The organism is Cellulosilyticum sp. ST5, from assembly GCF_046529625.1.
In the GTDB taxonomy this organism is placed as follows: Bacteria; Bacillota; Clostridia; order Lachnospirales; family Cellulosilyticaceae; genus Cellulosilyticum; species Cellulosilyticum lentocellum.
This window is the reverse complement of the sequence record NZ_CP132338.1, coordinates 15316-28512: the sequence shown is the minus strand read 5'-3', so window position 1 is coordinate 28512 and position 13197 is coordinate 15316. Positions and strand designations below refer to the sequence as shown.

Below are 13197 nucleotides of genomic sequence, written 5' to 3'. Positions count from 1 at the left end.
GTTATGGATACAGTAAAAAGTTTATCAGTCAAAGAAAAATTTGCTTACGGGATAGGGGCAGTTGGAAAAGATATGGTTTACATGTTATCTGCCAGCTATGTTTTATACTACTATCAGGATATTATGGGTGTAAGCGCATGGGCAATGGGAATTATCTTATTAGTGGCCAGAGTATTTGATGCTTTTAACGATCCTATTATGGGCGTAATCGTAGCCAAAACCAAAACAAAATGGGGAAAATTCCGTCCATGGCTTCTCATAGGCACATTGCTTAATGCTATTATCTTGTTTTTTATGTTTGCGGCACCACCACAGCTTGATGGAGCGGGACTTACTACTTATGCTGCAGTGTTTTACATTTTATGGGGTGTTACCTATACCATGATGGATATCCCTTACTGGTCTATGATTCCTGCTTTTACAAAAGGGGGCAAAGAACGTGAAAATCTGTCTACACTAGCCCGTTCCTGTGCAGGTGTCGGAAGTGCTATTATTACCATTATTACAGTTATAGCAGTAGCTGGACTTGGTAGCTTATTGTGTCCTTCAGGGTCACCTGATACAGAAATAGAACGAATAGGCTTTAAATATTTTGCGCTTATTATTGCTATCCTTTTTCTTATCTTTATCATCATTACCTGTCTAGCCATTAAAGAAAAATCCACAGTGGATATGAAAGCGGCAACGATTAGGGAAATGTTTACATCACTCATCCAGAATGACCAAACCATGACAATGGTCATTGCTATTGTTCTCATTAATTCTGCTGTCTATATTACTTCAAATCTTGTTATTTACTTTTTCAAATACGATTTTGGTGGCACTTCATGGAAAACCAATTACACGATATTTAACACCTTCGGTGGTGCAGTACAGATCTTGTCCATGATGATTTTGTTCCCATTACTTCGAAAATTTTTCCAAGCCATTAAAGTATTTTACATCAGCATAGGGATGGCGATCATTGGTTATTTTGTATTATTAGGCATTTCATTTACCAGCATGGGAAATGTATTTCTGCTTCTGATTCCAGGATTCTTTATTTTTGGAGCAGTCGGTATACTTAACGTACTGACCACCGTATTTTTGGCGAATACAGTTGACTATGGTGAACTTAAAAATAACCGCAGAGATGAATCAGTCATCTTTTCTATGCAGACCTTTGTGGTTAAACTTGCATCAGGAATTGCTGCACTTATTGCTTCTGTTTGCCTGTCAGTCTTCCATATAAGCGCAGATGAAACCATTAAGTCAGCCATCTCTGGCAGTTCTGTGGTCGGACTTCGCATGACCATGACTGTACTTCCTATGCTCGTACTCCTTGTAGCCTTTATTGTCTTTAAAAAACATTATATACTCACAGATGAAAAACTGGAGTCAATTACGAAGGAGCTTAAATCACGTCAAAAGCATTAAGCTTACCAGAAAGGAATGACCCTTATGATCCAAGAAAAAAACGGACTTTTTCATTTAAACACAAAGCACACTTCCTATGTATTTAAGTTACATCCTGACGGTCATCTTGAACATCTGCACTACGGGAGAAAGATTCATCTAGAGGAAAGTGATGCAATGACAGAAAAGCATACTTTTGCTCCTGGCAACACGGTATTGTATTCTGAGGATAATCCTGGTGTATCTTTAGAAAATGCCGCACTTGAATTTTCTTCTTATGGCAAAGGCGATATCAATGAACCACTAGTGGAAATTGTTCATGCAGACGGAAGCTGTACATGTGATTTTTTGTATGATTCCCATCAAATATTACCGGGAAGGAAAGCCTTTACCTGCCTTCCTGGTTCTTATGGCACAGACAGTGAGGTAAGTACACTACTCATCACACTCATTGATAAGCACTATGCTTTAACACTGGATTTATATTACTATGTTTATGAAGAGGATGACGTGATCTGCAGGCAGACCTGTCTGACAAATAACAGTTCTGATTCAGTAAATGTCCATAGGCTGTTAAGTAGCAGTCTTACGCTTTTTGGTACAGACTATCAGGTAACCTCTTTTCATGGGGCATGGGGACGAGAAATGCAGCGTCATACAACCAGATTAAATGCAGGCAAATATGTGGTCTCTTCTCAGTGTGGTACTTCAAGTAGCAGGGCCAATCCACTGGTATTTGTCACAGAGCCCAATGCAGATGAAGATTCTGGTCAGGTTTATGGCTTTAATCTGGTATACAGTGGCAATCATTACGAAGCCATAGAAGCTGACAGTTACGGTCATACCAGAATTGTAACAGGTATGTCGCCAGTTAGTTTTTGTTATCGGTTAGAACCGGGAAATTTCCTTGAAGCACCAGAAGCTGTAATGACTTATTCTCACTGCGGCTTCACAAAGGCAAGTCATCACTTTCATTCCTTTGTACAAAACCACATTGTACGCGGAAGCTGGCAGTACAAAGAACGCCCTATACTGCTTAATAGCTGGGAGACCTCATATTTTCATTTTACAGAAAGCTCTCTGCTACGTCTTGCAAAGAAAGCAGCCAAGGCAGGAATAGAACTGTTTGTTATGGATGATGGATGGTTCGGCGAGCGAAATGATGATCAGCATTCTCTTGGTGACTGGACCCCTAATCTCTCTAAACTCCCCCATGGACTAAAAGGTCTGGCAGATCGTATTAATGATATGGGAATGGCATTTGGTATATGGGTAGAACCAGAGATGGTTAATACAGATAGCAAGCTTTTTAAAGAGCATCCTGACTGGACTTGTTCCATTCCTGATCAACCACATAGCGAGGGCCGCAATCAGCGTATTCTTGACCTCTGTAATCCAAATGTTCAGGAATATATCATCAAAAGTATGTCTGAGGTTTTCTCCTCTGCTAACATAAGTTATGTGAAATGGGATATGAATCGTATTTTTTCCGATTATTATTCCCCTTCTCTTCCTTCCGGTAGGCAGGGTGAAATGCTTTATAACTATTACATAGGACTGTACAGCATTATGAAAACCCTTACTGAGAGATTTCCCAACATTTTATTTGAGGGTTGTGCTGCAGGGGGTAACCGATTTGACCTGGGTATGCTTTGCTATTTCCCACAAATCTGGGCAAGTGACAATACAGATGCTGTATGCCGCTTAGCTATACAGGACGGCTATAGCTATGGTTATCCAATGTCTACCATAGGTTGTCATGTCAGTAGCTGCCCCAATCATCAGACCTTGAGAATCACACCTTTTGAAAGCAGATTCAATGTGGCGGCTTTTGGTGTCCTTGGATACGAGTGTAATCTGAGTGATATGAAGAAAGAAGAGCTTGAAGCACTCAGTGAACAGGTAACACTTTATAAAAAATGGCGCCACCTACTGCAATATGGAACGTTTTATCGCATAAGATGTGGCAATATTTATTCTTGGAATACGGTATCAGCAGACAAAAGTAAATCAGTAGGATTTTTCATGCAAAAACTCACAACCGCAAACTGGCAACACGAAATATTTAAGGCAAAAGGGCTTGATGAGGATAAGAGATATACCTTTTCAGGTAGGAAACTCAAACATAACATTAAAGAATTTGGTGATTTGATTAATACGGTATCACCCATTCATGTAAAACAGGATTCGATGCTTCACAACATCTTAACGAAATGGGTTAAACTAGATGGGGAAACAGAGTTTTACCATGTCTACGGAGATACGCTTATGTATAGTGGCATCAAATTAAAACAAGGCTTTGCCGCAACAGGTTACAATGATGAGGTAAGATATTTTCAGGACTTTTGCTCCCGTATTTATTTTATGGAGGAAGAGGATGAAGCTCAGCAATGATAACCATTATAATAGAGTGAATGGTGGCATTATGGATCGTTTGCCATTGTGATGTTAGGGACTGATAATATTATTTTCTTGATTCAACGACACTATAATACTCTCACACTAGTTTATAAAGTTTAGCACGCTTATAGTAGGGCTTGAAAGTGAATCTACTGCTTTACGCTTACTTCTACGCTGTTACATTATATCTTACCTAACAATATTGATTGCTTCGATCGCCGTGCATCATATAGATTCCACTCCGTTCCATCTATATGATGGGCTACGCAACACAGTTCGACTCCGCTTCGCTTCATCTCACTGTGTTACTGCGCCCTATGCGGTTTAACAAAAAAAGTAGGGATTGAGAGCGAGCTCTCATCCCTACTTTTTTTGTTAAGCCGCGCACGGCTGTTAGTTTTACTCAAATTCAATCGTTGCTGGTGGTTTTCCTGTACAATCATAAAGTACACGATTAACCCCTTTAACTTCATTTACAATTCTAGTTGTAACTTTTCCAAGTACTTCCCATGGAAGGTCAGCTGATTCTGCTGTCATAAAGTCACTTGTTGTTACTGCTCTTAAGGCTACTGCGTAGTCGTAAGTTCTTTCGTCACCCATTACTCCTACAGATCTCATATTTGTAAGTGCTGCGAAGTATTGTCCGATTTCTTTTGCAATCCCTGCTTTTGCAATTTCTTCTCTGTAGATCCAGTCTGCGTCTTGTACGATGCGTACTTTTTCTGCTGTTACTTCACCGATAATACGGATACCAAGTCCTGGACCTGGGAATGGTTGTCTAAATACTAAGTATTCTGGAATACCTAATTCTAATCCTGCTTTACGTACTTCATCTTTAAATAAAAGACGAAGTGGTTCAATGATTTCTTTGAAATCTACATAGTCTGGAAGTCCACCTACATTGTGGTGTGACTTAATCACTGCCGATTTACCAAGTCCACTTTCAATAACATCTGGATAGATTGTTCCTTGTACAAGGAAGTCTACTGTACCGATTTTTTTAGCTTCTTCTTCAAAAACACGAATGAACTCTTCACCGATGATTTTTCTTTTAGCTTCTGGTTCTTCTACACCTTTTAATTTTTCGTAGAATCTCTCTTGTGCATTAACACGGATGAAGTTAAGGTCGTAGTGGCCTTCTGGTCCGAATACTGCTTCTACTTCATCTCCTTCATTCTTTCTAAGTAAACCGTGGTCTACGAATACACATGTCAGTTGTTTACCAATAGCTTTTGAAAGCATAACTGCTGCTACTGATGAGTCAACACCACCTGAAAGGGCACATAATACCTTACCGTTGCCTACTTTTTCGCGAAGTGCTTTAATAGTTGTTTCTACGAAAGAATCCATTTTCCAGTCGCCTTGACATTCACAGATGTTAAGAACGAAGTTAGAAAGCATTGTCATACCTTCTTGTGTATGCATTACTTCTGGGTGGAATTGTACTGCATAGATTCCCTTTTCTACATTTTCCATTGCTGCTACTGGACAAACTGGTGTATGTGCAGTAATAGTAAAGTCAGCTGGTGCTTGTTCAATATAGTCTGTATGGCTCATCCAACAAATTGTTTTTGGTGACACACCTGCAAATAACTTAGAGGCTGTGTCTATATCTACTTCTGTTTTACCATATTCGCTAACTGGTGCAGTTGCTACCTTACCACCTAAAAGGTGTGCTGTAAGCTGTGAGCCATAGCAAATTCCAAGTACAGGAATACCTAATTCAAAGAGCGCCTTATCACAAAGTGGTGAATCTTCACCATATACACTATTTGGTCCACCTGTAAAGATGATTCCTTTTGGATTCATTTCTTTAATCTTTTCTATACTGATATTGTAAGGATGTACTTCACAATATACATTACATTCTCTAACACGTCTTGCAATCAATTGGTTGTATTGTCCACCAAAGTCAAGAACGATTACTAACTCATGATTCATGCCATTTGCCTCCTTGATTTTTCTTCCATCTATTATATCATCCTTCTGTCTCTAAGGATATTCATTTCGTAACTATATATCTTTATTAATTCATACTAATAAATAATCAAGCTAGCTTTTCACGCTTCAGCATCTCTAATTAATGATTTATTTCTAATTTTTAATTAATAAAGAAGGGGCTGCCACATAATCATATTTTAGATATGAGAAACCTTATATGTTTATGCAACATCCCCCATTATTTTGCCTTAGAAATCTACACTATAGTTAGGTGCTTCTTTTGTAATGTGAATATCATGTGGATGGCTTTCTTTAAGACCAGCACTTGTGATTTTTACAAAAGTAGCTTTTTCTTGTAATTCTTCAATAGAACTTGCACCTGCATAACCCATACCAGCACGAAGTCCACCTACCATTTGGAAGATAGTGTCTGCTACATAACCTTTGTATGCAACACGGCCTTCAATACCTTCTGGTACTAATTTTTTCGCATCTGCTTGGAAGTAACGGTCCTTACTTCCTTTTTCCATAGCTGCAATTGAACCCATGCCTCTATATACTTTGTATTTTCTTCCTTGGTATAATTCAATTTCTCCTGGACTTTCTTCGCAACCTGCAAGCATTGATCCCATCATACATACGCTTGCTCCCATACCGATTGCTTTTACGATATCTCCTGAGTATTTAATACCACCGTCTGCAATAACAGGTACGCCATAAGGAGCTGCTGCTGCTGCACAATCTTCTACTGCTGTGATTTGTGGTACACCTACACCTGCTACAACACGTGTTGTACAGATAGAACCTGGTCCAATACCTACTTTAACACAGTCTGCACCAGCTTCAATAAGTGCTACTGTAGCTTCTGCTGTTGCTACATTTCCTGCGATGATTTGAAGTTCTGGGTATTTTGCTTTTACCTTCTTAACGGCATCTAACACCCCTTGAGAATGTCCGTGTGCTGTATCAATTGTGATAACGTCAACTTTAGATTTTACAAGGGCATCTACTCTATCAAGTAAATCCATAGTTACACCTACTGCTGCTCCCGCTAAAAGACGTCCTTGTTTGTCTTTTGCAGCATTAGGGTACATAATTGCTTTTTCAATATCTTTAATAGTAATAAGGCCTTTGAGGTTACCTGCTGCATCTACAAGAGGTAATTTTTCAATACGATGCTCAGCAAGTAATTTCTTAGCTTCCATAAGGTCTGTCCCTTCTGGTGCTGTAATAAGATTTTCGCTTGTCATCACTTCTTTAATTTTACGGTTGAAATCTGTTTCAAAACGTAAGTCACGGTTCGTTAAAATACCTACGAGTTTTGTTCCCTCTGTAATAGGTACACCTGAGATTCTGTATTTTGCCATTAATTCATTAGCTTCATATACATAGTGTTCTGGAGAAAGTGAAAATGGATCTGTAATAACGCCATTTTCTGAACGTTTTACTTTATCTACTTCTTCAGCTTGTGCTTCAATAGACATATTTTTATGAATGATTCCGATACCACCTTGACGTGCAATAGCAACTGCCATTCTCGCTTCAGTTACTGTATCCATTCCCGCGCTCATGAATGGAATATTTAATGTAATCGTCTTAGTCAGTTTTGTACTTAAAGAAACTTCCTTTGGTAATACATTAGAATAATTAGGTACGAGTAAGATATCATCAAATGTGATACCTTCTTTTAAAATCTTAGACATTGCTTGGCCTCCTAAAGTTGTGCTAATAGTTTTTATTGTTGAATAAAAACTCGAACGTTAAAATAATATTGATATATTTTGTACACTTTATCACATTTTCAAAGGTATTGTCAAGTTGTGACGGACATCCTTTTTATCCTTGTTTATTTTGCTTATTTCTTTTTTAATTCTAATAAACCTATTGTAGAAAAATATATTTATTTACTTCTCTAATGGACGCAATTGCCCTACTAATCATCTTTTTTATACTATTTCGATATAAGTCCTTTCATAGATTTTATTTGACGAGAAGTAACTATTTTATAGCTTACTCTCTACCTTAAGCAAGAGAAACGAATGTGATTAGCCCCTTATTTGTACGTCACTTGCATACATTTGTATTCTTAAATTCAGAATATCTTCTATTATACCTTGTATTTATCGAATATTCATTGACTATAAAATTTTATAGCTATTCAGTCACTAGGATATATAGTAACTTTCGTATTATAATGCTAGAAATGAGAGAAACTATTTATTACCTCATAGCTTATATGGCTGAATAGTTTAGAAACCTTAACTTGAGTACGCTTATGCTTACGATGTGAAAATTCCTTCTACGTCAGATTGATTAACCCAGTAATCAATCTACTTCCATAATCAATAAAGAAAGGGAACCTACAAAATAGTTTCCCTTTCTTTATTGATTATTATTATATTTTCTTAAAAACTTTATTAGGTGCTTGTCTGAATAAGTCATTTACAAAAGCTTCATTAGGTGAGAATATTACCTTACATGCCCCTTTAGCTGGGGTTTGTGTCATAATAACATATGTATTCTCATCTTTTGAATTATCACTTACATTAACTACTTTATATCCTTTATTAAGTTCTGATTGATGACGCTCATCTTTAATATTGGCCATGATCTCGATTTTTTTCATATCAATCGTCATTACTCTTTTACGTCTTGAGCGATTATAAATAACATCAATGTCTAATTCATTATTAGTTAAAATATATTCATACTCCCTGCTAAATCTGCTAAATAAAAAGCCTGCTCCAAATAGGATACCTACAATTAGAATCGGCCCTATAAAATCCCCACCCAACATAAAAGCAACTCCTATCAGAATAATTGTTGCTACAACTAATCCGATTTGAGCTAAAATATCAGTTGAAGATTTCTTTTGCTTAATGAGATACTCTTTAAATGTTTCTGACATATTCTTCTACCCTTCCTTTTTCGCCTCTTATTCTCTATAATAAAAATACTATAGAATCTCTATTTTTTCAACATTTACTGTTATTGTTTTTATAATTATAATATTATCAGTAAATGTAATAATTTGATAGCTTGTTTTCATAAACTATTATAAACTAGTTATGTATAAAAATTATAAACAAATGCGATTTAGGAGGCGATTTGTAAAGTGGATTTATTATTTGCATTAAAAGCGGCTATATTAGGTGTTGTGGAAGGACTAACTGAATTTTTACCGGTTTCCTCTACAGGTCATCTTATTATTTTTAGTAACCTATTGAAATTCTCAGATAACACAGCTTTTGCTAATATGTTTACCATGGTTATTCAACTTGGCGCTATCTTAGCTGTGCTAGTTCTTTATCGTAAGAAAATTTGGGATACTATTGTTCATTTGTTTCCAAGTAAAAATGTTTCTTTCGAAAAAAGTGGTCTTTATTTCTGGCTTATGATTGTCATCTCATGTGTTCCTGCTGCTGCTATAGGTATTCCTTTTAATGACTTAATTGAGGAAAAGCTATTTAATCCTCTTGTCGTAGCATGTGCTTTATTTGTAGGTGGTCTTTGGATGATGTATGCAGAAAGCAAATTACGTGGTAATCAAACCACTTCTCTGTCTACTACTAAAATCACAGCTAAAATGGCCATTATTGTAGGTTTATTCCAAGTACTCTCTATTGTGCCTGGTATGTCTCGTTCTGCTTCCACTATTATAGGTGGTTGGGTAGCTGGTTTTTCAACTGTAGCTGCTGCTGAGTATTCCTTCTTCCTAGCCATTCCAGTTATGTTTGGCCAAGCACTTTTAAATATCTTAAAAGCTCAAGGAACGCTCTTAGCAAGTGAATGGATTGCCCTTGGTATTGGCTTTGTAGTTTCTTTCATTGTGGCCTTAGCGGTTATTGGTTCTTTCATTTCTTACCTTCAAAAGAAGCCAATGAAAGTCTTTGCTATCTACCGTATCATTTTTGCTTTTGTTGTACTAGGCGTTGGTATGCTTGGGCTATTTTAATATCTTTTTGATAGGCTATACTATAATTTCATTAAATTCACTATTCATTCATCCCAATTTACCATGACTACCAGTAATAAATAAAGCAGCTAAGAGGAGTTATTAATCCTCTTAGCTGCTTTATTTGTATTGCTTATTATAAATATTTAACCTTTAATATAGCGTTTGATTTAATAGTAAATAGCTTTCATTTCACCATTTACATCTATAATATCAAATGCACAAAACTGATACGTATAACTATCTGCTCCTTCAGGATACATATAATATCCTACAGTCAGGTGACAACCTGCTTCCTCTTCAAAAGTCGCAAATCCATCATACTCTACTTTGAATACTTTTGTATCAATTTTCTGTTTCTCTGTTAACTCTAAAGAAATTCTAATTAATTTTAACTCTTTCTCTATAGCTTTTATATCCTCATCAGTAATTGGTATATATTCTCCTGATTCATAGGTCAATAAATGTTCTTTATAACTTTCATCTCCACTATACATTCCCTGGATAATTTCTGCTATTAAATCCACCTCTTCTATCTCACCTTCTACATAAGGCATATCATCATCTTCACTATATATATAATCATCCACGCTATAATCATCTATAGACTTTTTAGTTACAGTCTTACTATTATCTTTCTTTTCTTCTTTCTGCTGCGTTTCTTCTATGTCTTCTTTCTGTTCTTCTTCCTCTGATTCCCCATTAACAGCATCTATTCCTTTTTGCATTTCCTCTAGACTCTCATCAATGGAGTTATCTTCTAATACCTTATTAATCTCTTCCTCCATTTTTTCTTCTTCACTTTTATTATCCCCTAAAGTTATATGTACCTTTCCACATCCTATACTACTTGTAATGAGTATAGCCATTAAGATTATACTAGCAAACCACTTTCTCATATTCTCCCTCTCTTATTATTATTTTTATCTGTATTAATTTCTAAAAAACTCTAAAATACAATTTTCCATCAATATTATATACAGTGATGGACATAATATCCCAAAAGCCATATTCACTTCCCTCAGGATAAGCACTATATTTGATCATCAAGCCTGCGCCTACATCATATGCCAAGTCTTCTCCGTCATATTCTACTCGATTAATAACAAAGTCCACTTTAGTGCCTGGTTCAAATTCAAATTGGGTTTGTAATAATAGGTAATCTTTATCTCTATCCTTATAAGCTTCTTCACCAGCTAGCATAAAATATTTCTCTTCATCTTGACTACTTTCCCCTGGCTCTACTAATTGGCTATAATAATCTGTTTCACCATTTAAATATTGACGAATCACTTCAACGGCTTCATCAATTTCAGCATATTCACCGAGCTTATAATTCTTTCCTTCTTCATCATCATATATTTTGGTGTCCACTTGATCTTCTGAAAAACTACTTGTCTTAAATTGGCTCTTAGCAAAATAAGTGTTATCATCTTTTTCAGGTACTACTTCTTGCTCTTCATTTTCTTTGATAATGACAGAACCACTGCCATTCTTATCCTTTTGATCGACTGATTCCTCTAATTCTTCCTTTTCTGCTGTCTTAACTGATTTATCTTCTTTTGGCTTTTCTTCGTTATTTTTATCTGCTTCACCACTTGTTACTTTAGATTCATTAGGTTCAATTGTTATATGTACTTTTCCACCTATTACAATCCCTATCACTAATATCAAAACTACACCGATTACACCAATAACAACTTTTTTCTTCTCCATTTTATTCTCCTTCTTGAAGTAATAACACAGTATGTCACTATATCCAACATTTTTTGACTTACCATGTACAATAAACAAGATTATAAATTAAATTTTATGTTTTTTCAATATATTTTATTTTTTTAATATTTTTTGATTATTTGTTTTACTTTTAATATTATCTTTTGTATAATATGTCATATATAAGATAATATTAGAAAGGACTATTTATATGAAAATGCATTTTAAAAAGCTACCTACTTTCATAACTATGGCAATCTTATGCTTATGTTGTGGCTGCGGAAAAGTAACTATTTCTTTTGGTGATCAACCTAGCTCTTCTTCTCCTTCAACATCTGATATATCAGAAACCGAAGACTCTCAAAACGCTAGTGACGATACTGAACAGACAAAGGAGACTACAGGCAAGATTAAAGCGCCTAATTCTTCTGCTGCCCCCCCCTCTACTACCTTAAATTCACCACTCAAAATTTCATCTTCTAAGGAAATCGATGATGTAATTGCTTTCACAACCCAATTTTATACTGATTGGTTTGAAATGAACAACTATGGTTATATGGAAGGTAATCCAGATTTTAAAACTTACGATGCTCAATTTAATATGTATTCTCCAAATTACAAAGCCTTCTATGAAGTTTACGCTTCTCAAGATGCTGATGTACCTTTTCCTGAATCTTATACAATGTCACTTTATGATGATATGGTTCTTGACAGCCATGGTCGTGTTGTTACTAAACACTCCCCTGATAAACCTCCGTCGGCTATTTCATCTCTCGTAAAATCTGTTGATGCCATTAAAGTATTAAGTGGTGGAAATGGTATTTATAAAATGGGGGTTATCTTAACCATTGAAGGCGAACAAGTAGGAACAGATTTAGTAGTAGAAACGCAATATATAGGTACTTGTACTGTAGTAGCTGAAGAAACAGGTTATAAAATTGAAAAATATTGTAGCTATATCCATAGTGAACAGGACACTACTGATAAACCTGAGGCATATTTAGAAGCATTTAAAGCTAAATTATTAGGCAAAGGATCTGAACTTGATGTTATTAAAGACCATAATGTCACTGCTTCTCAAGATGGAGTAGTTGTAGAAAGTACCATTCTTCTTGACGAAAATAAAGATACATCAAGTTCTGTCGATACAACTTCACTTGATATTAAACAAATCATTAAGGAAAATGACCCCAAAACAGTTACTTTCTTAGGTCCAACAAGCCAAGGCTCTGGATTTATTATTGCCCCTGGTGTGGTTGCCACCAACTATCATGTTATTGACGGACAAGCTGAAGGTGTTATTCGTTTTGTAGACGGCAGTACCACTACAGTTCTAGGCGTTATCGATTATAATCCTGATTTAGATTTAGCAATTTTAAAACTAGCTACTGCAGTCGGTGAACCTGTTTCTTTTGGTAATGCTGACACCTGTAGTAAAGCAGATGAAGTACTAGCTATTGGTAGTCCTCTAGGCTTATATAATACAGTAACTGTAGGTCTATTTAATAATACTTGGGAAGAATCAGGTGTGACACTTCTTCAATCTAGCTTGCCATTGGCACCTGGTAATAGTGGTGGCCCTTTATTTAATTCAAAGGGTGAGGTAATCGGAGTTAATACAATGATTATGTCTGGCTATGCCGATATCTCTTTAGCTGTAGATATTCAGCACGTCATTAATGATACTTCTGGATGGCAAAATACTTCTTATAAAAGCATTTCTGCTCAACCACTTTCACAGTTATTTAATCAATAAACACTCAAAAAGGCGAGTACATGTTCACTCGCCT

The 13197-nt window shown here is 36.0% G+C and carries 9 protein-coding genes; 4 read left to right on the top strand and 5 right to left on the bottom strand.

The features are described from left to right. Positions 1–3: 3 nt before the first annotated feature. On the top strand, positions 4–1416 hold the full coding sequence (locus QTL86_RS00160; RefSeq protein ID WP_410496139.1) for a glycoside-pentoside-hexuronide (GPH):cation symporter: 1413 nt from the start codon (positions 4–6) through the stop codon (positions 1414–1416). Positions 1417–1440: 24 nt separating this feature from the next. Then, a complete protein-coding gene (locus tag QTL86_RS00155; protein WP_410496138.1) occupies positions 1441–3789 on the top strand; it encodes an alpha-galactosidase in 2349 nt (782 codons plus the stop codon). Positions 3790–4194: 405 nt separating this feature from the next. Here the strand turns inward: QTL86_RS00155 and guaA are convergent, their stop codons facing one another. From guaA to QTL86_RS00140, 3 genes are all read right to left on the bottom strand, one after another. Then, complete coding sequence (guaA, locus tag QTL86_RS00150) at positions 4195–5736, bottom strand: glutamine-hydrolyzing GMP synthase (RefSeq protein WP_410496137.1); 1542 nt, start codon at positions 5734–5736, stop codon at positions 4195–4197. 248 nt (positions 5737–5984) lie between these two features. Then, complete coding sequence (gene guaB, locus QTL86_RS00145) at positions 5985–7439, bottom strand: IMP dehydrogenase (RefSeq protein ID WP_013658296.1); 1455 nt, start codon at positions 7437–7439, stop codon at positions 5985–5987. 692 nt (positions 7440–8131) lie between these two features. Continuing rightward, positions 8132–8644, bottom strand: a complete 513-nt coding sequence (locus tag QTL86_RS00140; RefSeq protein ID WP_127067631.1) for a DUF6106 family protein — start codon at positions 8642–8644, stop codon at positions 8132–8134. 207 nt (positions 8645–8851) lie between these two features. Between QTL86_RS00140 and QTL86_RS00135 the strand changes: the two genes are divergently transcribed. Beyond that, the gene (locus tag QTL86_RS00135; protein ID WP_410496136.1) at positions 8852–9691 is read left to right on the top strand and encodes an undecaprenyl-diphosphate phosphatase; all 840 of its coding nucleotides are present in this window, start codon (positions 8852–8854) and stop codon (positions 9689–9691) included. Positions 9692–9861: 170 nt separating this feature from the next. Here QTL86_RS00135 and QTL86_RS00130 read toward each other — a convergent pair whose 3' ends face one another. Both QTL86_RS00130 and QTL86_RS00125 read right to left on the bottom strand, forming a co-directional pair. Further along, on the bottom strand, positions 9862–10590 hold the full coding sequence (locus QTL86_RS00130; RefSeq protein ID WP_127067632.1) for a hypothetical protein: 729 nt from the start codon (positions 10588–10590) through the stop codon (positions 9862–9864). A gap of 40 nt (positions 10591–10630) precedes the next feature. Continuing rightward, positions 10631–11407 (bottom strand): hypothetical protein, encoded by a 777-nt coding sequence (locus tag QTL86_RS00125; protein ID WP_127067633.1) that lies wholly within the window; start codon positions 11405–11407, stop codon positions 10631–10633. 211 nt (positions 11408–11618) lie between these two features. On the opposite strand from QTL86_RS00125, the gene QTL86_RS00120 reads away from it, so the two are divergent. Beyond that, complete coding sequence (locus QTL86_RS00120; protein ID WP_127067634.1) at positions 11619–13163, top strand: S1C family serine protease; 1545 nt, start codon at positions 11619–11621, stop codon at positions 13161–13163. Positions 13164–13197: the final 34 nt, after the last annotated feature.